This window comes from Gemmobacter nectariphilus DSM 15620 (genome assembly GCF_000429765.1).
In the GTDB taxonomy this organism is placed as follows: Bacteria; Pseudomonadota; Alphaproteobacteria; order Rhodobacterales; family Rhodobacteraceae; genus Wagnerdoeblera; species Wagnerdoeblera nectariphila.
On sequence record NZ_AUCM01000005.1, the window covers coordinates 75,532 to 95,319 of the forward strand.

The following is a 19,788-nucleotide window of genomic DNA, read 5'->3' on the forward strand; positions in this document are numbered from 1 at the left end:
GGGGTCGGCTATCCCTTGGCCCTGAAACCTTTTTGGCAGGAGCCACCCATGGCGCGCATCACAGGACGGATGATCGTGACGGCCGGCCTGGTGGCGCTGATGCTGGCCGGATGCAGCCCGGTGCAACGCCGCGATGGCTCGCAGAGCACGCTGGGCATGTCGAGTTCGGGATCGCACGCCCCCTCGCCGGAACTGCGCCAGCTGATCGACAAATACGCGCGCGAACATCAGGTGCCGGCCTCGCTGGTGCATCGGGTCGTGCAACGCGAAAGCCGCTACAACCCCGGCGCGCGCAACGGTCCCTATTACGGGCTGATGCAGATGCTGCCGCAGACCGCGCAGACCATGGGGTATCGCGGTGCGCCCTCGGGCCTGCTGGATGCCGAAACGAACCTGAAATACGGCGTCAAATACCTGCGCGGCGCCTGGCTGGTGGCCGATGGCAACCCGGACCGCGCGATCCAGTGGTATTCCAACGGCTATTACTATGAGGCCAAGCGCCGGGGCATGTTGCGCGAGACGGGCCTGCGCAACTGACGGCGGGCGGCGCCGAGCGATTTCCGTCACACCTTGCAGGCGAACGCCCCCTCAGGGCCGCATTCTGCTCACGCTCTTGCCGGGTTTTGCGTCATCATGGGTCTCGTTGAACGGGAAGGCATGATGACGGATACCGGATTGGACAGGGAACGGCCCCGGCCGACACTCGCGCGGGGCGTGCGCCGGGCACTTCTGCTGGTCGCGCTGTTCATTGTCGAACTGGTGCTGCTGGCGCTGGCCTATCAGTTCCTTGCCCGCATCGAATGCCAGGCCACCGATGCCGAAACGCTGTGCCGCGGGCTGCGCAGCCTGGTGGCGCGGGCCTTGTCGGTCTTTGCGGTCGGGGCCTTGCTGCTGTGGGCACGGCCCGGCCTTGCCTCGCGCTTTGCACGGATGGCGGCACGGCACCCCTCGCCAGGGCAATGGACGGCGCTGCACTTTGGCGGGGTCGCGCTGCTGCTGGTGCCGCTGTTCCTGGCCGCTGGCGAGGACATGGCCCCCCAGTTCGGCACGCTGGCCCCCTTCTGGGGCGCCGGTGCGCTGGCGGCGGCGCTTGGCGGCATCCTGTGGCTGGCCCCGCCAGAGGTCTGGCGCCGGGCCGCCGGGGCCGATGCGCGGCTGGCCATCGCGGCGCTGGCCTGCGCGCTGATCCTGCCCGATCTGACCGACCTGATCTTGCCGCTGTGGTGGCACTGGCCGCAACTGACCTCGGTGACCTTTCACGCCATCGCAGGGCTGCTGCGCACCATCGGTGCCCCGGTCTATGAGGACGCGGCGGGCTATATCATCGGGGTCGGGGATTTCTACGTCCACATCGCCCAGCAATGTTCGGGGATCGAAGGGCTGGCCCTGGTGACCGGCTTTACCCTGCTGTATGGTGCCCTGTTCCGCCAGCAGATCCGGGTGCCGCATTACTGGCTGGTGGTGCTGCCGCTGGGGCTGCTGCTCAGCTGGGCGCTGAACGTGCTGCGCATCGCGGTGCTGATCGTGATCGGCGATCTGGTCTCGCCGCAGCTGGCGGTGAACGGGTTCCATTCCTATGCGGGCTGGCTGTTCTTTACGCTGCTGGCCCTTGGGTTGATGTGGTTCGTCCACGCAACGCCCTGGCTGCACCGCAGCCCGGCTGACCGCCCCCCTGCCCCGCCCCTGCGGCAGGATTGGGACGCCGCACGCATCCTGCCCTTCGTCGCCTTCATGCTGGTCTCGACCATGGCGGCCGCGTTCTTCTTTCACCCCGAACTTGGCTATCCGCTGAAGGCCGTGGTGATGGCGGTGGTGCTGGCCGCCTTCTGGCCGGCCTACCGCACGCGCGAATGGCGCCCGTCGGCCGCTGCGATTGTGGCGGGGCTTGCGGTCGGGGTGTTCTGGGTGCTGGCCGCTCCCGCCGACAACATGGAGGCCTTTGTCCTGTCGCAGTTGCTGACCGGGCTGGGCAGCACCGCGCTGACGATCTGGATCATCTGCCGGGTGATCGGCACCGTTGCCCTGGTCCCACTGATCGAGGAGCTGCTGTTTCGCGGCTATATCCTAACCCGGCTGGACCGGGGCGGCATCGGCTGGCGGGTGGCGGCGCTGCTGGTGTCCAGCGCGCTTTTCGGGCTGCTGCACGGGCGCTGGTGGGATGCGGCGCTGGCAGGGCTGGTCTTCGGGCTGCTGGCGCTATGGCGCGGGCGGCTGTCCGATGCGGTCTGGGCCCATGTCGCGGCCAATGCAGTGGTGGCCGGCGTTGCGCTTGTTCATGGCGACTGGGCGCTGATCTGATCGGCCCATGAAAAAGGGCGCTGCGGGCAATACCCGCAGCGCCCCCAGGGTCATGCGCTGACGCTCAGGCGCGACGACGGTTGCGTTCCCACGCAAAGGCAAGCGCCGCTGCAATTGCGGCGACAGCCAGAAGCGCGGTCGAACCATCGATTTCGGGTACGCTGGCGGGCTGGGTCGGCGTGGTCGAACCACCCGAACCACCCCACGGCCACCACCACCACAGCGACTGGGCCATCGCAGGCGCAGACGACAGGGCCAGAGCCATCGCAGCAGCAAATGCAGACTTCAGAGAATTCATGCCGAAGCTCCTCAAATTCCGTTCTCTTGTCTTTGAAAAGCCACAATCGGACCCATGAAAACAAGAGAAAAATCCGATTGGCCACAATCTGGCCCTGATTGACAACCGGCAGGGGCATCAATCAGGAAATGTGCCGGGCATTGTTTCCAGATCGAACCTGAACGGCTGACCGCCATTTTGGCGCAGCGCCCGATTCTGCGGCAGGCCCCTTGCGGCGGGGCCTTGTGATTCGCCCGCCTTGCCGGATCAGAGCGCAACCGCGCGCAGCACCACGAACAGCAGCGCGGCCAGCAAGGCGGTGGCCGGAACCGTGACGACCCAGGCCGCAACCATGGTCAGCACATGCGAGCGGCGCACCAGCTTGCGGCGGGTGCGTTCCTCGGGGGCGACGGGTTTGCCCTTGAGCAAGCCCAGCTGGCGCGCCCGCCGTTCGGAATGCCATTCGCGGTAAAAGCCGACGCCAAAGATCGCGCCCACGGCGATATGGGTGGACGACACCGGCAGCCCCAGCCAGCTGGCCACGATGACCGTGATCGCCGCAGACAGCGCGACGCAAAAGGCCCGCACCGGGTTGAGCTTGGTGATCTCGGTGCCCACCAGCCGGATCAGCCGGGGGCCGAACAGCATCAGACCGAACGAAATGCCCGCCGCGCCGATCAGCATCACCCACAGCGGGATCGACACCTTGCCGGCAACCTGCCCATCCCCCAGCGCATGAACGATCGCGGCCAGCGGGCCGACGGCATTGGCCACATCGTTCGCGCCATGCGCAAAGGACAGCAGCGCGGCCGACACCACCAGCGGCAGGCCGAACAGCTTTTTCAGCGACTTCTTGCGGTTCTCCAGCCCGGCGGACTGGCGGCGCACCACCGGCACCGCGGCAGCCCAGACCGCCACGCCAACCGCAAGCCCGATCAGCACCGCCGTGCCCGGCCCGATCTTCATGATCTTGGACAGGCCCTTGAGCGCCAGATAGGCGGTGAACGCCCCCGCCATCAGCCCGACCAGCAACGGCACCCAGCGGCGCGCGGCGGCGATCTTGTCCTCGGCATAGATCATGCGGGGCTTGATGAAGGCCAGGAAGCCCGCCGCGATCACCCCGCCCATCACGGGCGAGATCACCCAGCTGGCCGCGATCTTGGCAAGGTTGGGCCAGTTCACCGCCATGAAGCCTGCCGCGACGATCCCCGCGCCCATCACGCCGCCAACGATCGAATGCGTGGTCGAAACCGGCGCGCCAAGCCAGGTCGCCAGGTTCAGCCACAGCGCCGAGGCCAGCAGCGCCGCCATCATCGCCCAGACAAAGACCTGCCCATTGCCCAGCGCATCGGGCGCGATGATCCCCCCCGAGATGGTCGAGACCACATCGCCCCCGGCGATCAGCGCGCCTGCCGTTTCGCAGATCGCCGCAATCAGCAGCGCCCCGCCCATGGTCAGCGCATTGGCGCCCACCGCCGGGCCCATGTTGTTGGCCACATCGTTCGCCCCGATGTTCAGCGCCATATAGGCCCCGAACACCGCCGCCGCGATCACCGCCAGCCGGTCGGGCGAGCCGCCGGTGAACACGGCCGCAGCGATGGCGACAACGGCCACAAAGGCCAGCGCCACGCCCGGCGCGACCAGCGGCCGCGCAACATACTGGGTCGCCAGTTCCAGCGTGCCGATCCGCCCGAGATCCTTGTCGAGCGTCTTCCAGCGGTTGATCGGCGCGTTGGTCGGCGCGTTGGTCGGCGGCGGGGTGTCCATGGCGGGCCCTGTCATGTAACCGTTACATCAGCGCCGGTGCCCTAGCCGGTTTGGCCCTTCGCGGCAATGAAAAAGGCCCAGGCGTCAGGAAAAGACGTTCCGGATCAGCTCGCCCAGTTCCTCGATATCGGCCCGGGCGGCGGCCTTGTCGGCGGGCAACATGCGGCGCTTGCGCTTGGCCGCCTCGGGGTAGTCATCGGCCAGCGTGACGTCATCCATGCGGAACACCACCAGCTCGCAAGGCACATCCAGCCCCGATTTCAGCCGCTTGTTCGCGGGAATGCGCGCGATTTCATCGGGCGCGACACGGCCGCGGGCGCCCGCCTCTTCCCAGGCCTCCTGCGCGGCGGCCTCGGCCAGCGAGCGGCCCGGCATCGGCCAGCCCTTGGGCAGGATCCAGCGCCCGGAATCAAGGCTTTTGACCAGCAGCACCTCGGGGCCGTCCGGTCCCTGGCGGGTGCACAGCATGGCCACCTGCAAGGCGGCACTGGGCCGCGCCAGCAGCCCGCGGATGGCGTCGATCAATGCCACCAGTCCGCCCCCCCGTCCATCACGGACCGGGCAAGCGTGACGGCGCGGTCGATATGGCGCCGGTGCACGGGATGATCGGGCGCAAGGCGCGGCGCGGCCCAGCCGACGCTGGCACAGCAGCGCGCAAGGGTGGCCACCGGGATCAGGCCATGATCCAGCGGGCGGCGGGCGACGTAACCTTCGGCCAGGGCGGCGGCCAGGTGCGGCAGGTGCGGTTCATACAGGGTCTGTGACATCATGGTCCCCAGATCGTAGGCACGAAATCCCCAGCCTGCATCGTCAAAGTCGATCAACTTCGGTTCATCCGGCGCCATCAGGACGTTTTCGCGCAAAACATCGGCATGAATGAGGCCGAAATCACCACCCTTCGCCTGATGGGCCTGCAAGACTGCCCGCACATGGGCACGGGCCTGCAACAGAACCCCGGCTTCCTCGGCCGTCAGGGCGGGGTGATCCCAGAACCGGCCCCAGAACGGCTGATCGCCGGTCAGCCCGTCGATGTCCCACCGCGGCCGGGTGAACCAGTCGGGCAGCGTCAGCGCATCGGTCGCATCGTGAAAACGCGCGACCAGATCGCCGACGGCCCGAAACCGCGCCACCTGTTCATCGCGGCTGCCTGTCAGGGGAACGCCCGCCTCGCCAAAGCCCGGCCCGTCGATCCAGGCGATGACCGAGGCCATTCGCCCGCTGGACAGCGCCTTGAGCATCTGACCATCCTGCGCGGGCAACGCGCGCGGGACGGGGGCGCCGGCATCGGCCATGGCGGCGCACCACCACAGCTCTGACCGGATCGCGGCCTCGGTCTGATAGCCGGTGCGGTGCAGCCGCAAGGCGGCGCGGCCAAAGGGGAACCACGCCTCATAGACCGCATTCTCGCGGTCGTTGATCAGGCGCAGGCGGCTGGCACCGCCCCAGTGGGCTGCGGCCTCGGCGGCCTCGGCGCTCATCGGCGCACCGGGGTTTCGGCCAGAACCTCGGCCAGCGTATCGACCAGCAGATCGGCGTTTTCGCGGCTGAACGGCATGGGCGGGCGCATCTTCAGCGTGTTGCGGAACTTGCCGATGTTGTTCAGCAGAACGCCGCGTGCGACCATCCCCTCGATCAGGTCGGCCACAAAGGTCGTTGCGGGTTCGCCATCGTCCAGCAGGAATTCCACCCCGAAGAACAGCCCGATCCCGCGCACCTGCGCAATGCGCGGATGGGTCAGCGCCGACAGCCGTTCGACGACATAGGCCCCGACGTCGCGCGCATTGGCTTGCAGCCCTTCGCCCTCGATCACGTCCAGCACCGCCATGGCCGCCGCGGCCGAAACCGGATTGCCGCCAAAGGTGTTGAAATAGCCGAACGCATCGCGGAAGGCCGCCATCACATCGGGGCGGGCAAAGACGGCGGCGACCGGATGGCCATTGCCCATGGGCTTGCCCATCGTCACCACGTCGGGGGCAAAGCCCAGCCGGTCATGGCCCCAGAAATGGCTGCCCGAACGGCCAAAGCCCGGCTGCACCTCGTCGGCGATCATCAGCCCGCCCGCGGCGCGCACCGCCGCCATGGTCGGGTCCAGGAACCCCGGCGCCAGATCGGGCAGGCCTTCGTTGGCGAACAGCGGGCACAGCAGCATGGCGGAAAAGCCGAAACCCTCGGCCTCCAGTTCGGCGATGGCCTGCCGCACATTGGCGGCAAAGGCCTCGGCCTGACCTTCCACCGTGCCGCCCACGGGGCGCAGACTGTCGGGCGCGGGCACCAGGCGGATGTTGCGCGCATAGCCCCCGATCGGCGGCTTGCGGGTCGACAGCTGCGAGACCAGCGCGGTATTGCCATGATAGGTGTTGTCGGTGGCGATGATCCCGGTCTTGCCGGTGACGGCCTGCGCCATGCGCAGCGCGATGTCATTCGCCTCGGACCCCGTGCAGGTCATGATCGCCTGCGTCGTGCCATGATTGAAGGTCGCGCCCAGCCGCTCGATATAGTCCAGCACCAGATCGTGCAGATAGCGGGTATGGGTGTTCAGGGTTGCGGCCTGATCGCAGATCGCCCGGACCACCTTGGGGTGGCAATGCCCGACATGCGGCACGTTGTTATAGCAATCCAGATACCGCTTTCCGCCGGCATCCCACAGCCACACGCCTTCGCCCCGCACCAGATGCACGGGCTGGCGGTAAAAGGTGGGCACATTCGGCCCCATCAGCCGCGCGCGCCGGTCCACAAGGGTTTCGCTCATTCGTCGCTGTCCTCTACCTTGCCGCGGCTTGTCTTGAGCGCGCCGCGCGCCTGTTTTGCTGCCACCCGCCGCCGCTGACTGGACAGCGTGGGGCGCGTGGCGATCCGCCGTTTCGGGGCCACCAGCGCCGCGCGGATCAGCTCGACCAGCCGCTCGCGCGCCATCTCGCGGTTGCGGGCCTGGCTGCGGGTTTCCTCGGCCCGGATCACGATGGCGCCATCCAGTGTCCAGCGCCGGCCCGCCAGCCGTTTCAGCCGCGCCTTGACCGGCGGGGCCAGATGGGGAGAGCGTTCCGCCTCGAACCGCAGCTCGACCGCGGTTTCCACCTTGTTGACGTTCTGCCCGCCCGGCCCCTGCGAGCGCGAGAAGGTCTCGGTCAGTTCCCAGTCGGCAATCTGGATTTGATCGTTCACGCGCAGCATGGCAAATACATAACACGTTCAGTTATTCTGTGAAGTCCGATCCGCAGCGGACCACTGGCCTTGCGCGCCAGCATGGCCCATATGCGGGGCAAATGCCCCCGCAGCAACATCAGGATGCGCACCATGCTGATTCCCGCCTGGATCGACGGCGCCAGTGTGGCGATGGACAAGCTGGAGGTCCACCGCCGCGGATTGCGCCATCCGGCCGTATCGGTCTTTGTGCTGGACAGCGCGGGGCGGTTGCTGATCCAGCGCCGGGCCCCGGGCAAGTATCACACGCCGGGGCTATGGGCGAACACCTGCTGCACCCATCCGCATGTGGGCGAGGCGGCTGCGGACTGCGCAGCCCGGCGCCTGCACGAGGAACTGGGGATCACCGGCCTGACGCTGCACCCGGCGGGATCGGTCGAATACCGCGCCGAGGTCGGCAACGGGCTGGTAGAGCATGAGCTCGCCGCGATCTTCACCGCCTGCGCCGCGCCCGATCTGGCAATCCGCCCCGACCCGGCCGAGGTGGCCGAGACCCGCTGGATCGCCCTGCCCGACCTGCGGGCGGACATCGCGGCCGATCCTGCCCGCTTCACCCCCTGGCTGCGGATCTATCTGGCGGATCATGCCAGGACGATCCTGGGCGGGCTTGCCGGCTGAGCCGGGGGCGCGAGGGGGCGCTGCCCCATGGCACCGTTGGGCCTGCGGTCAGGGCGTGCCTGCCCCCGGGATATTTTTGGACAGATGAAAGCCCGTCAGCCGAACAGGGGCCGCGCCGGATAGCACAGCCCGACCCAGGCGCAATCGTCGAAAATATCGGGTTTGCGCGAACAGACCCGCGCGGCCTGCACATTCGGCAGCGCCATCACGAAGGCATGAAGCTCTAGGATCAGATCCTCCTGCGTCTCGACCCGGGTGCCGGCATAGCTGCGGATGCGGTGGACGATGGCGTCATAATCCACATAATCACTCGCCCGGCCCGAGACATCGGCCGTCAGCACCTGCACCGTGATCACCACCCGTTGGGGCGCGGATTTTTCGTGATCGTGCAGGCCGATGACGATGCCGACCTCCTGCTCGTTCACCTCGATCAGGAATTCAGCCATTGGTCAGACCCTCCTTGACCAGAAACGCCACGTCGCGGTCCAGTCGCCAGTGGACCTGACCACCGTCCAGCACCACCACCTCGCCGTTCAGCGCCTGCGCCTGCCAGAGCATGATCAGCGCATCGCAGATGTCATCGGGCTGCACGCGGCGGTGAAGGGGGTTGATGCGGGCGGATTTACGAAAGTTTTCCTCGGTCTGCTTGCCCGAGATCAGCGTGATCGACGGCGCGATCCCGCACACGCGCGGGCGCCCGGCAAAGCGCATGGCGCACAGCGTGGTGGCCGTATGCAGCGCGGTCTTGGACAGCGTATAGGTGAAGAAATCCGGGTTCAGTGCAAAGCACTTGTTGTCGAGCATGTTCACCACAAGCGCCCCTGCCGGCAGATCGCGCTGGGTTGCCATGCGTTCCGTCAGCCAGACCGGCGCCTTGAGGTTCACCGCCATATGGTCGTCAAGCACGGCCTCCTCGGCCCCGACGATATCGTCATTGCGAAAGGTCGAGGCGTTGTTGACCAGCAGCGATACCGGCCCAAGGCGCCGGGCCGTCTCGTCCCAGATCCGCTCGCAGTCGGCGCGGCGGGCCAGATCGCCCGTCACCACCTCGCAGATCCCGCCGGATGCGCGCACCCCCTCGGCCAGCGCCTCTGCCTCGGCCACCGAGGCATGGCAATGCAGCGCCACGCGGAACCCCTCGGACGCCAGGCGGCGCACCATGGCCGCGCCCAGGCGTCGCGCCGCCCCGGTGACAAGCGCCGCGGGGGCGGCGGGTGGTTGGCTCATGTCGGTCTCCCCTGACATTCAGGCTGATCTAGACCTGATACGGCGCAAGGCAAACCTTGGTTCTTTCATCTGTCCGAAAATATCCTCGGGGGGTGAGGATCGGCCCTGCCGATCCGAGGGGGGCAGACGGCCCCCCTGCCCCGCCGATGTCAGGCCGTCAGGCTGGCAAACCCCGCATCCAGCGCCGCCAGGATCACATCGGCATCCGCCGCGCTCAGCACCAACGGGGGCGAGAGGATGATGTTCGGCCCCGACACTCGCACCATGGCGCCTGCGCGGTAGGCGACCTCTTGCACCTGACCCGGCACCGGCTTGGCCGCAGGGGCCTTGGTCGCCCGGTCAGACACCAGTTCCAGCGCCAGCATCAGCCCATGACCGCCGCGCACATCGCCAATCACCTCGTATTTCGCCTGAAGGGCCTTGAGACCGGCGAACAGTTGCGTCCCGCGCGCGGCGGCGTTCTGGGTCACGTTCAGCCGCCGTGTCTCGGCCAGGCAGGCGATCGCCGCCGCCGCGCCGACCGGATGGCCGGAATAGGTATAGCCATGCCCGATCGCCGCGCGGCCGGTTTCATCCTTTTCGAATACCTCGGCGACATGTTCGGCGATCATCACCGCACCAAAGGGGAAATAGCCATTGGTGATCGCCTTGGCGGTGCACATGAAGTCGGGCTTCACCCCCCACAAACGGCTGCCCGACCAGGCCCCGGTGCGGCCGAAGGCGGTGATCACCTCGTCCGCGATCAGCAGGATGCCGTTCTTGCGGCAGATCGCCTCGACCCCCGGCATAAAGCTGGGATGCGGCGGGATCACGCCGCCCGCGCCCAGGATCGGCTCCATGATGAAGGCGGCAATGGTGCCGGCGCCTTGAAAAGCGATCTCGTCCTCCAGCGCGGCAAGGCACAGCTGCGCGAGGCGCGCCGGATCGGCCTCATTGAACGGATTGCGATAGGTGTAGGGCGCCGGAATATGGTGGCAGCCGGGCAGCAGCGGTTCATAGGCGGTGCGAAAATTCGCATTCCCGTTCACCGAGGCGCCGCCGAAATGGGTGCCGTGATAGCCCTTCTTCAGCGACAGGAACTTGACCCGTCCGGCCTCGCCCCGGATCTTGTGATACTGGCGCGCCAGGCGCAGCGCGGTTTCCACGCTGTCCCCGCCGCCCGAGGTATAGAAGGCCCGCGTCAGCCCGTCAGGGGCAAAGAAATCGCGCAGATCCTCGGCCAGTTCGATCACGCAATCATTCGAGGTGCCGCGAAAGATCGAGTAATAGGGCAGCCGGTCCAGCTGGGCCGAAATGGCATCCTTGACCGGCTGGCAGGAATAGCCAAGGTTCACGTTCCACAGCCCGCCGACAGCATCCACCACCTCGTGCCCGTCGATGTCGCGGATGCGTGTGCCCTCGGCCCCGGTCACGATGATGGGCGGGGTGTTCAGGCTGTCGGCCGGCGCGGTCATCGGGTGCCACAGGCTGCGGGCGTTGTGGGCCTTGAGGAAGTTGGCGTCTTTCATGGCAGTCCTTTCTTCAGGCGGCTTGGCGCCAGAGGGCGGCAAAATCGTCGGGCGGCACGCCGCCCCAATGCGTGGTGATGGCCAGCGCGGCGCGGCCAAGCTCGGCCCGGATCAGCGCGCGGGCGGTCTCGGTCATGCGAAGGCCCGGCGCGGCCACGGCCAGCGCCCCCGCACAGGCCCCATCGGCACCGAACAGCGGCACGGCCAGCGAATGCACATCGACCTGATAGCCGCCAAGGCTTTCGGCAAAGCCGCGCCTGCGGGCCAGTTCGATCCGGGCGGCAAGGCGCGCGGGGTCGGTTTCGGTCATCGGCGTCAGGCGCGGCAGGTTCCCCGACAGCAGCAACGCCCCCTGCGACTGTGGCAGCGCGGCCAGCACGGCAAGCCCCGAGGCGGTGGCATGGAATGGCAGATCGTCGGCATCCGACATGATCACCCGCATCGGGTGGCGCGCGGAATAGGCATGGTCCAGCGGCCTCAGCCGTTGCCCTGCCAGCACCGAGACATGGCTGGTCTCGCCCGTCGCCTCGGCCAGCCGCTCCAGCTCGGGCCGGGCGGCGGATCGCATCGGCACCGTGGCCTCGCGCAGCATCGCAAGGCGCAGCACGGCCGGACCCAGCCGGTATTCGCGGGCCGGGCCGACCTGTTCCAGCAAGCCGGCCGCCACCAGATCACCCAGCAGGCGATGGCAGGTCGCCTTGTTCAGCCCGGACAGCCGCGCGATTTCGGACAGGCCGATATAGGGTCGCGCGCGGTCGAACAGACCCAGAAGATCAAGCGCCTTGGCAACGGTCGTCATGGAACAGCCTGTTTTTCCGGCAATTGCCGCGAGGCCCAATACGCCCCTGGCCATTTGAGTTGACAGATTGTCGCAGAGCCTGTCAAATTATTTTGAACCATTGGTTCGAATAACGAACCAGACGACAGGCGATCCACGTCTGCAGCCATGATAGCAGGAGGGACGGAAAAAATGCAACCTTTGCGTGTATCGGATCGGTGCCATGGCTGAGGCCGCACCCAACCAGCTGAAACGCAATTCGCTTGGCGTCGGGGCGATCACGTTCCTTGTCGTCTCGGCAGCGGCCCCACTGACCGGATCGGGCGGCGGCGTGCCGCCCTCGATGCTGTTCGGCAATGGCGCGGGCATCGCGGCCAGCTTTGCCATTGTCACGCTGATCCTGCTGGCCTTTTCGGTCGGCTATGTGGCGATGGCCCGGCATGTGAAGAACGCGGGCGCCTTTTATGCCTTTACCGCGCAGGGTCTTGGCGGGCGCCTGGGCGGCGCGGCGGCGCTGGTCGCGATCCTGGCCTATAACGGCATGCAGATCGGGCTGATCGGGCTGTTCGGCGCGGTGGCCTCGGGCACGGCGGCCAGTTTCGGGCTGGATCTGCCCTGGTGGGTCTGGGCCTATGCCGCCATCGCGCTGGTCGCGGTCATGGGCTATCGGCAGGTCGATCTGTCGGCCAAGGTGCTGATGGTGCTGGTGCTGGCGGAATTCGCCATCGTGCTGCTGCTGGACGCGGCCATCCTGACCAGCGGCGGGGCCGAAGGGCTGAACCTTGCGCCCTTCAGCTGGGAAAACCTGACCTCGGGCACGCCGTCCATCGGGATCCTGTTCTGCTTTGCCGCCTTCATCGGGTTCGAGGCGACGACCATCTATTCCGAAGAGGCACGCAACCCCGCCCGCACCGTGCCGCAAGCGACCTACATGTCGGTGCTGGCCATCGGCATCTTCTACATCCTGACCTCGTGGCTGATGATCATGGGGGTCGGCGTCGACAATCTGATCCCGACGCTGGAAGCGAACGGCCCCGACAACTTCCTGTTCGAACTCTCGGGCCAGTATCTGGGCGATCTGCCGACGCTGATCATGGGCATCCTGTTCGTCACCTCGATCTTTGCTGCCGTTCTGGCCTTTCATAACGCCGTGGCGCGCTACAAGTTCGTCGCGGGGCGCGAGGGGATCCTGCCCGACCGCATGGGCACCACCCATGCCCGCCACATGTCGCCGCACATGGGGTCCATCGTTCAGACCATCCTTGCGCTGGTCGTCGTCACCATCTTTGTCGCGCTGGAGCGCGATCCGGTGCTGGAGCTGTTCGTCTGGCTGACGCAGGTGGGCACGCTGGGCATTCTGGGGCTGATGGCGCTGTCTTCCTTTGCCATCGCCGCCTTCTTCGCCAAGGATGCCATGGGGGAAAGCGTGATCTCGACCAAGATCCTGCCCATCCTGTCGGGCATCGTGATGGCCGGGCTGTTCGTCAAGATCTTCATGGACTTCGGCGCGCTGACCGGCGCCTCGGGTGTGCTGGCGGTGGCGCTGCCGGGGCTGATCATCGTGGCGGCCATCGTGGGCTATGCGCTGGCGATCCGGCTGGCCCGCCGCGATCCGGCGCGCTTTGCCGATCTGGGCAAGGCCAAGCTGTAACCCACCCCACCGGGGCGCCCCCCGCGCCCCGGCCCTGCCCCGAGGATGCCATGGTCACCCAGACCGAGATCGACCGCCTGTCCGCAGCCCCCGTGACCGCCCGCCCGCTTCTGATCGAGGGGGCCTGGGTCGACGGCACGGGCGATCCCCTGCCGGTGCTCTCGCCTATCGACGGGCAGCCGCTGACCACCCTTGCCAGCGCGACGGCGGCCGATGTCGGCCGCGCCGTCACCTCGGCCCGCGCCGCGTTCGAGGATGGGCGCTGGTCGCGCCAGCCCCCCGCCGCGCGCAAGGCGGTGCTGCACCGGCTGGCCGACCTGATCCAGCAACATGCGCTGGAACTGGCGGTGCTGGGCGTGCGCGACAATGGCACCGAGATTTCCATGGCGCTCAAGGCCGAACCGGGCAGCGCCGCCGGCACCTTCCGCTATTACGCCGAGGCGCTGGACAAGGTGTATGGCGAAATCGCCCCCACCGCGCCGGACGTTCTGGGCCTGATCCACCGTGACCCCGTGGGTGTCGTCGGCGCCATCGTGCCGTGGAACTTTCCCCTGATGATCGGCGCGTGGAAACTGGCCCCCGCGCTGGCCATGGGCAATTCCGTGGTGCTGAAACCTGCGGAAACCGCCTCGCTGACCCTGTTGCGGCTGGCCGAACTTGCGCTCGAGGCGGGCCTGCCGCCCGGCGTTCTGAACGTTGTCACCGGCCCCGGCCACATCACCGGCGCAGCATTGGCGCTGTCGATGGATGTCGATGTGCTGGTCTTTACCGGCTCGGGCGCCACCGGGCGGCGTCTGCTGGAATATTCCGCCCGCTCGAACCTCAAGCGCTGCTATCTGGAACTGGGGGGCAAGTCGCCCAACATCGTCTTTGCCGATACCCCTGACCTTGGCGCCGCCGCGCAATCGGCGGCCACCGCGATCTTTCGCAATGCCGGGCAGGTCTGCGTGGCCGGCTCGCGCCTGTTGGTCGAACGCAGCATCCATGACGACTTCGTCGCCGCCCTGTCGCAGGCATCCGCAAGGATGCAGCCGGGCAATCCGCTACAGCTGACCACCCAGATCGGCGCCATCAATTCCGAGCCGCAACTGGACCGCAACCTTGGCTTTCTGCGCGATGCCGTTGCCGAAGGTGGCCAGATCGTCCTTGGGGGCGATCGCACGCTGACCGAAACCGGCGGCTGGTACATGAAGCCGACCATCGTCACCGACGTCGCCCCCCACCACCGCCTCTACCGCGAAGAGGTGTTCGGCCCCGTGCTTGCGGTCACGCCCTTTGACACCGAAGACGAGGCGGCGCGCCTCGCCAATGCCTCCGATTACGGGCTCGCGGCCGGGGTCTGGACAGCCAATCTGTCCCGCGCCCACCGGATGATCCGCGCCCTGCGCACCGGGGTCGTTCACGTCAACACCTATGGCGGCACCGATGGCACGGTGCCCCTGGGCGGCGTCCGGCAATCGGGCAACGGGCATGACAAATCGCTGCACGCGCTCGACAAATACACCGATCTCAAGACGGCCTGGATCCAGCTCTGACCCCGGCCCTTTCATCTGTCCGAAAATATCCTCGGGGGGTGAAGGCGCGCCTGCGCGCCGAGGGGGGCAGAAGGCCCCCCTGCCCCGCCTCAGACCACGAACACGCGCGAGGGGTGCAGCTCGCCCCCCATATAGCGCCCGACCGCCACCGCCCGGCCATCCTGGCTGGCCCAGCATTCGGTGCCGAACGGCAGGTTGCCGATCACCTGCCCCGGATTGCCATTGCGCAGCCGCACAGCGCCCAGCTCGCTCGCCTGCACCTCGGGCAGGTCGTGCAGCCCCACCTCCAGCGGCAGCAGCCGCGCCTCCAGCTCGGGCGTGCGGGCAAGGCGGTCGATCTCGTCGAGCGAGATCCCCTGATCGGCGCGGAACGGCCCTGACCATTCGCGCCGCAGCCAGGCGACATGGCCAAAGCAGCCCAGCGCCAGCCCCAGATCGCGCGCGATGGACCGCACATAACCGCCCTTGCCGCAAACCATTTCCAGATCGACATGATCGGCATCCGGACGGCCCAGCATCTCCAGCCGCTCGACCCACAGCGGGCGGGCCACCAGATCCATCGCCTCGCCATCGCGGGCAATGTCATAGGCGCGCTCGCCATCGACCTTCACGGCGGAAAACTGCGGCGGCACCTGCATGATGTCGCCGCGGAACGCGCCCAGCGCCGCCTCGATCTGCGCATCGGTGGGGCGGCTCTCGCTGGTGGCGATCACCGCGCCTTCGGCATCGTCGGTCGTCGTGGATGCCCCCAGCCGCACGCGAAAACGATAGCATTTCACCGCATCGGTGATGAACGGCACGGTCTTGGTCGCCTCGCCCAGCGCGATCGCCAGAACGCCGGTCGCGGCCGGGTCCAGCGTGCCGGCGTGACCGGCCTTTTGCGCGTTCAGCGCCCAGCGCACCTTTCCCACGACCGAGGTCGAGGTGACGCCCGCCGGCTTGTCCACCACCAGCCAGCCGGAAACCGGTTTGCCCTTGCGCCCGCGTGCCATGTCGCCCCCTTCAGCCTAAAAGCCCCGCCCGATAGCCGCGCCGCACCGCGCCGTCAACCGCCCCGCTTGACCGGCGCAGGCACAGGGCCTATACGGCGCAGGTTCGGGGCCGGAATCGGCTTGCGGACCCTTTTTCTGTTGACCGATGCCCCATGATCTTCGGCGGGGTCAGGCCGGCAGGCAAGGCATCAACAGCGCGACCGTTCTCCGGCGGGCAGCCATGGCTGGACCCGATCGAAGACCAGGAGCTCTTGGCGCGGCAATCACATCGCGGACCACCGCGAGCAGGAAAGGATACTGGCGCATGAACCTCATCGCGCAGATCGAGGCGGAGCAAATTGCCGCCCTGGACAAGAAGATCCCCGACTTCAAGGCTGGCGACACCGTGCGCGTCGGCTTCAAGGTGACCGAGGGCACCCGCTCGCGGATCCAGAACTACGAAGGCGTGTGCATCAGCCGTAAAGGTGGCGCGACCATCTCGGCCTCGTTCACCGTCCGCAAGATTTCGTTCGGCGAAGGCGTCGAGCGCGTCTTCCCGCTCTACTCGACCAACATCGACTCGATCGAGGTCGTTCGCCGTGGCCGCGTGCGCCGCGCGAAACTCTACTACCTGCGCTCGCGTCGCGGCAAATCGGCCCGCATCGCCGAGATCTCGAACACCAAATCCAAAGGCGAGTGAGGACCGGAGCCATGAAAGACGGAATCCACCCCGACTATCACATGATCACGGTCAAGATGACCGACGGGTCCACCTACCAGATCCGCAGCACCTGGGGCAAAGAGGGCGACGTGCTCGCGCTCGACATCGACCCGCTGGCGCATCCGGCCTGGACCGGCGGCAACGCCAAGCTGATGGACACCGGCGGCCGCGTGTCGAAGTTCAAGAACAAATACGCCGGCCTCGGCTTCTGAGCCCAGCGACAGGTCTGTCAAAGGCGCGCCCGCACGGCGCGCCTTTTTCATTGCGTGGCCGTCTCCCCGGTATCGCGCCGCCGGATGTCGGCGATCAGCGCATCGGCCGAGGGAGGCGCCTCGCCCAGCCGGATCAGCGCCTCGTGCCCCATGGCCAGCGCGCTTTCCAGGGTTTCATGCAGCGGCCAGGCGACCCCGGCCTCCAGCAATTCGCGCGCGTGATCGCGGTCGAAGGCACGGGCCAGCACCGGCACATTCGGGCAGTTCTCGCGGGCATGTTCGGCAATGCGCGTCACGGAATCGCGATCACCTGCCGCAGCGATGATCAGCCGCGCCCTTTCCGCCCCTGCGGCCTTGAGGATTTCCGGCCGCCCGCCATCGCCATACCAGATCTTGAATCCCCGCTCGCCGGCCTCGCGGATGGCTTGCGGATCGTTGTCGATGATCGTCAGGCTGTATCCACGCTCCAGAAGCGGCTGGCTGATGATCTGCCCCATGCGGCCATAGCCGACGATCAGCACGCTGCCTGCCACCGCCTCGGGGGCCGGCAAGCCTTCGGGGGCCGCGACCTGGCGCGCGGCGAAACGGTCATGCAGCAAGATCATCACGGGGGTCAGGATCATCGAGATGATGACGATCGCGGTCAGGATCGCGTTCCATTCGGCCCGCAAGATGCCGAACTGCACCGCCGTGCCATAGAGGACAAAGGCGAATTCGCCGCCCTGGGCCATGATCACCGCGCGCTCCAGCGCCTCGGCCCGGCTGGCCCGGAACAGGCGCGCCACCGCGAACAGCACCACCATCTTCAACCCCAGAAAGGCCGGCACCGCCACCAGGATCAGGCCCAGATTGCGCGCGATAACCCCAAGATCCAGCGCCATGCCGACGCCCAGGAAGAACAGCCCCAGCAACAGCCCCCGGAACGGTTCGACATCTGCCTCGAGCTGAAAGCGGAAGCGCGATTCCGACAGCAGAACCCCGGCCAGAAAGGCGCCCATCGCCATCGACAGCCCGCCCGCCTGCATCAGCATCGCCGCGCCCAGCACGACCAGCAGCGCGGCCGCCGTCATCACCTCGCGCGCGCCGAACCGGGCCAGCAGGCGAAACATCGGGTCCAGCAGATAGCGCCCCGCCAGCACCAGCACCGCAATGGCCGCAAGGCCGATCCCGATACCACGCAGCCGGTCGGCCCAGGTCGCCTCGTCGCCGCCGGGGGCCATGAAGGCCACGATGGCCAGCAGCGGCACGATGGCCAGATCCTCGAGCAGCAGGATGGAAAACATCCGCCGCCCCCGCGGCAGGGCGGCCTGGCCGCGCTCGGCCAGCAACTGCATGCAGATGGCGGTGGAACTCATGACAAAGCCGCTGGCGGCCACGAAACTGGCGGCCACCGGATAGCCAAGCGCGATGCCCACACAGATCAGCGCGGCGATGCCGACCAGCATGTAGACCAGCCCCAGCCCGAAGATCTCGCCCCGCATGGACCACAGCCGGTCCGGGCGCATCTCCAGCCCGATCACGAACAGGAACAGCACGACCCCCAGCTCGGCCAGCCGGATGACGGATTACGCATCCTGGAACAGCCCCAGCCCATGCGGCCCTATGGCAAGCCCCGCCGCCAGATAGCCAAGGACCGACCCAAGCCCGGCCCGGCGGAACAGCGGCACCGCCACCACGGCCGCCGCAAGCATGACGACGACCACCGTCAGATCGATCCCGTGCGGCGCAGCCAGAGCCGTTTGCGCTGCCGTTTCTGCCATGCCATGCCCCCTTGCCCCGCGCGCCCAGCATGACGCCATGGACGGCCAAGGCAAGGGGGCCGCAAGGGGATCGCAACATTTGCCTTTACCCGTGGCGGCATGATCCGTAGCATCGGGCCTTGTCAGTGATGTTGCGGGCCTTGCGTCCGGGGAGCGGAGGCCCCTGTCAGCACCTGACAAGGGAGCATGATGACCCGGCTGGAACGTCGCCACGAAGAAGCCGTCACCGCTGCGCTTGGCGCGGGCGGCGCGGCGCGCTCATCGGTCGTGGCGTCCTGGATGCGATCGGCCCGCCACCATGGGCTGGCACCCTCTCTGCGCCCCCGGGACGAGCGGATGACCCAGGCCGAACTTGCCCAGGTCCGCGCGCGCATGGAACCCGTGCTGGTTTCGGCCCAGCCGACGCTGGATCGGCTGTTCGGCGTGATGGGCAGTTTCGGCGCCTGTGTCGTGCTGGCCAGCGATACCGGCGTTCCGGTGGAACGGCGCGGCAAGGCGTCCGAAGATGGCGATTTCGCCCGCGCCGGTCTGTGGACGGGCACCCTGTGGTCGGAATCGGCGGTGGGCACCAACGGTATCGGCACCTGCATCGCCGAGGGCCGACCAATGGTGATTCACCGTGACCAGCACTTTCTGTCGGCCAATATCGGGCTGTCCTGCGCCTCGGCGCCGATCCACGATGCGGATGGCGCGTTGGTCGCCGTGCTGGACGTGTCCACCGCGCGCGAGGATTTCGCCGAGGCCTTTGCTGGTCTTGTCAGCCATTCCGTCACCGAAGCCGCCCGCAAGATCGAGGCCGATCTGTTTCACGCCCGCTTTCCCAAGGCGCGGATGGTGCTGGTGCCGGGGCTGGACCGCGGCCTTGGCGCGCTGCTGGCGGTGAATGCGGACGAGCTGGTGATCGGCGCCACCCGCGCGGCCCGTCAGCACCTTGGCCTGACCGGCGATCTGTCCCGCGCGCCGGTGCCGCTGGCCGACCTGCTGGGGCTGGAGGCGCACGAGCGCCCCGAGGATGGCGAACGCGCCGTCATCGCCCGCGCGATCGCGCGGTCTGGCGGGAATCTTTCGGCCGCCGCGCGCAGGTTGGGCATCAGCCGCGCCACGCTGCACCGCAAGATCGGCAGGACCGAGTAACATTCTTTCGTGCCGTTGTCTCAGATTTGCGACACCTGTCGCACGCGGGCTTTCGCCCCCCGGCTGACGCGCGCCCCGCCTGCGCCCACACTTCTCTCATGGCCGCACGGGAGACGGCCGGAGGAGACCA

The 19,788-nt window shown here is 67.6% G+C and carries 21 protein-coding genes; 8 read left to right on the forward strand and 13 right to left on the reverse strand.

What is annotated here, in order from left to right; genetic code table 11:
• Positions 1–48: 48 nt before the first annotated feature.
• Complete coding sequence (locus G481_RS0105375) at positions 49–537, forward strand: lytic transglycosylase domain-containing protein (RefSeq protein WP_028029110.1); 489 nt, start codon at positions 49–51, stop codon at positions 535–537.
• 123 nt (positions 538–660) lie between these two features.
• Positions 661–2,298 carry an exosortase E/protease, VPEID-CTERM system gene (gene xrtE / locus G481_RS0105380; protein ID WP_161630505.1) on the forward strand — a complete coding sequence of 546 codons (1,638 nt, stop codon included), beginning with the start codon at positions 661–663 and terminating at the stop codon, positions 2,296–2,298.
• A gap of 64 nt (positions 2,299–2,362) precedes the next feature.
• On the opposite strand, the gene G481_RS25375 is transcribed toward xrtE, so the two are convergent.
• From G481_RS25375 to arfB, 6 genes are all read right to left on the reverse strand, one after another.
• On the reverse strand, positions 2,363–2,596 hold the full coding sequence (locus G481_RS25375) for a VPEID-CTERM sorting domain-containing protein (protein WP_084450651.1): 234 nt from the start codon (positions 2,594–2,596) through the stop codon (positions 2,363–2,365).
• 246 nt (positions 2,597–2,842) lie between these two features.
• Positions 2,843–4,357, reverse strand: coding sequence for an inorganic phosphate transporter (locus tag G481_RS0105385; RefSeq protein WP_084450653.1), 1,515 nt, complete (start codon positions 4,355–4,357; stop codon positions 2,843–2,845).
• 69 nt (positions 4,358–4,426) lie between these two features.
• Positions 4,427–4,873, reverse strand: a complete 447-nt coding sequence (locus G481_RS0105390; RefSeq protein WP_245594925.1) for an NUDIX hydrolase — start codon at positions 4,871–4,873, stop codon at positions 4,427–4,429.
• A complete protein-coding gene (locus G481_RS22920; protein WP_035025229.1) occupies positions 4,864–5,820 on the reverse strand; it encodes a phosphotransferase enzyme family protein in 957 nt (318 codons plus the stop codon). The genes G481_RS0105390 and G481_RS22920 overlap by 10 nt, the downstream gene beginning before the upstream one ends.
• Entirely contained in the window at positions 5,817–7,091 is a 1,275-nt protein-coding gene (locus G481_RS0105400) for an aspartate aminotransferase family protein (RefSeq protein WP_028029114.1), read from the reverse strand. The genes G481_RS22920 and G481_RS0105400 overlap by 4 nt, the downstream gene beginning before the upstream one ends.
• On the reverse strand, positions 7,088–7,513 hold the full coding sequence (arfB, locus tag G481_RS0105405) for an alternative ribosome rescue aminoacyl-tRNA hydrolase ArfB (RefSeq protein WP_028029115.1): 426 nt from the start codon (positions 7,511–7,513) through the stop codon (positions 7,088–7,090). The genes G481_RS0105400 and arfB overlap by 4 nt, the downstream gene beginning before the upstream one ends.
• Positions 7,514–7,627: 114 nt before the next feature.
• Between arfB and idi the strand changes: the two genes are divergently transcribed.
• Entirely contained in the window at positions 7,628–8,161 is a 534-nt protein-coding gene (gene idi, locus G481_RS0105410) for an isopentenyl-diphosphate Delta-isomerase (RefSeq protein ID WP_035025300.1), read from the forward strand.
• Between the two features lie 95 nt (positions 8,162–8,256).
• Here the strand turns inward: idi and G481_RS0105415 are convergent, their stop codons facing one another.
• The 4 genes from G481_RS0105415 to G481_RS0105430 form a co-directional block, all read right to left on the reverse strand.
• A complete protein-coding gene (locus G481_RS0105415) occupies positions 8,257–8,607 on the reverse strand; it encodes a dihydroneopterin aldolase (protein ID WP_028029117.1) in 351 nt (116 codons plus the stop codon).
• A complete protein-coding gene (locus tag G481_RS0105420; RefSeq protein WP_028029118.1) occupies positions 8,600–9,388 on the reverse strand; it encodes an SDR family NAD(P)-dependent oxidoreductase in 789 nt (262 codons plus the stop codon). The genes G481_RS0105415 and G481_RS0105420 overlap by 8 nt, the downstream gene beginning before the upstream one ends.
• A gap of 149 nt (positions 9,389–9,537) precedes the next feature.
• On the reverse strand, positions 9,538–10,896 hold the full coding sequence (locus G481_RS0105425; RefSeq protein ID WP_028029119.1) for an aminotransferase class III-fold pyridoxal phosphate-dependent enzyme: 1,359 nt from the start codon (positions 10,894–10,896) through the stop codon (positions 9,538–9,540).
• A 13-nt stretch (positions 10,897–10,909) separates the two neighbouring features.
• Positions 10,910–11,695 carry an IclR family transcriptional regulator gene (locus G481_RS0105430; protein ID WP_028029120.1) on the reverse strand — a complete coding sequence of 262 codons (786 nt, stop codon included), beginning with the start codon at positions 11,693–11,695 and terminating at the stop codon, positions 10,910–10,912.
• Between the two features lie 202 nt (positions 11,696–11,897).
• Between G481_RS0105430 and G481_RS0105435 the strand changes: the two genes are divergently transcribed.
• Both G481_RS0105435 and G481_RS0105440 read left to right on the forward strand, forming a co-directional pair.
• Positions 11,898–13,325, forward strand: coding sequence for an APC family permease (locus G481_RS0105435; protein WP_028029121.1), 1,428 nt, complete (start codon positions 11,898–11,900; stop codon positions 13,323–13,325).
• A 50-nt stretch (positions 13,326–13,375) separates the two neighbouring features.
• A complete protein-coding gene (locus G481_RS0105440; RefSeq protein ID WP_051294322.1) occupies positions 13,376–14,860 on the forward strand; it encodes an aldehyde dehydrogenase in 1,485 nt (494 codons plus the stop codon).
• A gap of 89 nt (positions 14,861–14,949) precedes the next feature.
• Here the strand turns inward: G481_RS0105440 and truB are convergent, their stop codons facing one another.
• Positions 14,950–15,852 (reverse strand): tRNA pseudouridine(55) synthase TruB, encoded by a 903-nt coding sequence (truB, locus tag G481_RS0105445; RefSeq protein ID WP_028029123.1) that lies wholly within the window; start codon positions 15,850–15,852, stop codon positions 14,950–14,952.
• 304 nt (positions 15,853–16,156) lie between these two features.
• Here truB and rplS point away from each other — a divergent pair, with 304 nt between their 5' ends.
• Together rplS and rpmE are read left to right on the forward strand one after the other, a co-directional pair.
• Complete coding sequence (rplS, locus tag G481_RS0105450) at positions 16,157–16,531, forward strand: 50S ribosomal protein L19 (protein ID WP_028029124.1); 375 nt, start codon at positions 16,157–16,159, stop codon at positions 16,529–16,531.
• 11 nt (positions 16,532–16,542) lie between these two features.
• Positions 16,543–16,764, forward strand: coding sequence for a 50S ribosomal protein L31 (rpmE, locus tag G481_RS0105455; RefSeq protein WP_028029125.1), 222 nt, complete (start codon positions 16,543–16,545; stop codon positions 16,762–16,764).
• Positions 16,765–16,811: 47 nt separating this feature from the next.
• Here rpmE and G481_RS22925 read toward each other — a convergent pair whose 3' ends face one another.
• On the reverse strand, positions 16,812–18,323 hold the full coding sequence (locus tag G481_RS22925) for a cation:proton antiporter domain-containing protein (RefSeq protein WP_342666564.1): 1,512 nt from the start codon (positions 18,321–18,323) through the stop codon (positions 16,812–16,814).
• Positions 18,324–18,329: 6 nt separating this feature from the next.
• Complete coding sequence (locus G481_RS26625; RefSeq protein WP_245594927.1) at positions 18,330–18,524, reverse strand: cation:proton antiporter; 195 nt, start codon at positions 18,522–18,524, stop codon at positions 18,330–18,332.
• 189 nt (positions 18,525–18,713) lie between these two features.
• Here G481_RS26625 and G481_RS0105465 point away from each other — a divergent pair, with 189 nt between their 5' ends.
• Positions 18,714–19,658 carry a GAF domain-containing protein gene (locus tag G481_RS0105465; protein WP_245594928.1) on the forward strand — a complete coding sequence of 315 codons (945 nt, stop codon included), beginning with the start codon at positions 18,714–18,716 and terminating at the stop codon, positions 19,656–19,658.
• The last annotated feature ends 130 nt before the right edge of the window (positions 19,659–19,788 follow it).

Bases quoted from the DNA above. Each gene is read 5' to 3' on its own strand.
- G481_RS0105375 (WP_028029110.1), top strand. From the start codon at position 49: ATGGCGCGCATCACAGGACGGATGATCGTGACGGCCGGCCTGGTGGCG.
- xrtE (WP_161630505.1), top strand. From the start codon at position 661: ATGACGGATACCGGATTGGACAGGGAACGGCCCCGGCCGACACTCGCG.
- G481_RS25375 (WP_084450651.1), bottom strand. From the start codon at position 2,596: ATGAATTCTCTGAAGTCTGCATTTGCTGCTGCGATGGCTCTGGCCCTG.
- G481_RS0105385 (WP_084450653.1), bottom strand. From the start codon at position 4,357: ATGACAGGGCCCGCCATGGACACCCCGCCGCCGACCAACGCGCCGACC.
- G481_RS22920 (WP_035025229.1), bottom strand. From the start codon at position 5,820: ATGAGCGCCGAGGCCGCCGAGGCCGCAGCCCACTGGGGCGGTGCCAGC.
- G481_RS0105400 (WP_028029114.1), bottom strand. From the start codon at position 7,091: ATGAGCGAAACCCTTGTGGACCGGCGCGCGCGGCTGATGGGGCCGAAT.
- arfB (WP_028029115.1), bottom strand. From the start codon at position 7,513: ATGCTGCGCGTGAACGATCAAATCCAGATTGCCGACTGGGAACTGACC.
- idi (WP_035025300.1), top strand. From the start codon at position 7,628: ATGCGCACCATGCTGATTCCCGCCTGGATCGACGGCGCCAGTGTGGCG.
- G481_RS0105415 (WP_028029117.1), bottom strand. From the start codon at position 8,607: ATGGCTGAATTCCTGATCGAGGTGAACGAGCAGGAGGTCGGCATCGTC.
- G481_RS0105420 (WP_028029118.1), bottom strand. From the start codon at position 9,388: ATGAGCCAACCACCCGCCGCCCCCGCGGCGCTTGTCACCGGGGCGGCG.
- G481_RS0105425 (WP_028029119.1), bottom strand. From the start codon at position 10,896: ATGAAAGACGCCAACTTCCTCAAGGCCCACAACGCCCGCAGCCTGTGG.
- G481_RS0105430 (WP_028029120.1), bottom strand. From the start codon at position 11,695: ATGACGACCGTTGCCAAGGCGCTTGATCTTCTGGGTCTGTTCGACCGC.
- G481_RS0105435 (WP_028029121.1), top strand. From the start codon at position 11,898: ATGGCTGAGGCCGCACCCAACCAGCTGAAACGCAATTCGCTTGGCGTC.
- G481_RS0105440 (WP_051294322.1), top strand. From the start codon at position 13,376: ATGGTCACCCAGACCGAGATCGACCGCCTGTCCGCAGCCCCCGTGACC.
- truB (WP_028029123.1), bottom strand. From the start codon at position 15,852: ATGGCACGCGGGCGCAAGGGCAAACCGGTTTCCGGCTGGCTGGTGGTG.
- rplS (WP_028029124.1), top strand. From the start codon at position 16,157: ATGAACCTCATCGCGCAGATCGAGGCGGAGCAAATTGCCGCCCTGGAC.
- rpmE (WP_028029125.1), top strand. From the start codon at position 16,543: ATGAAAGACGGAATCCACCCCGACTATCACATGATCACGGTCAAGATG.
- G481_RS26625 (WP_245594927.1), bottom strand. From the start codon at position 18,524: ATGGCAGAAACGGCAGCGCAAACGGCTCTGGCTGCGCCGCACGGGATC.
- G481_RS0105465 (WP_245594928.1), top strand. From the start codon at position 18,714: ATGACCCGGCTGGAACGTCGCCACGAAGAAGCCGTCACCGCTGCGCTT.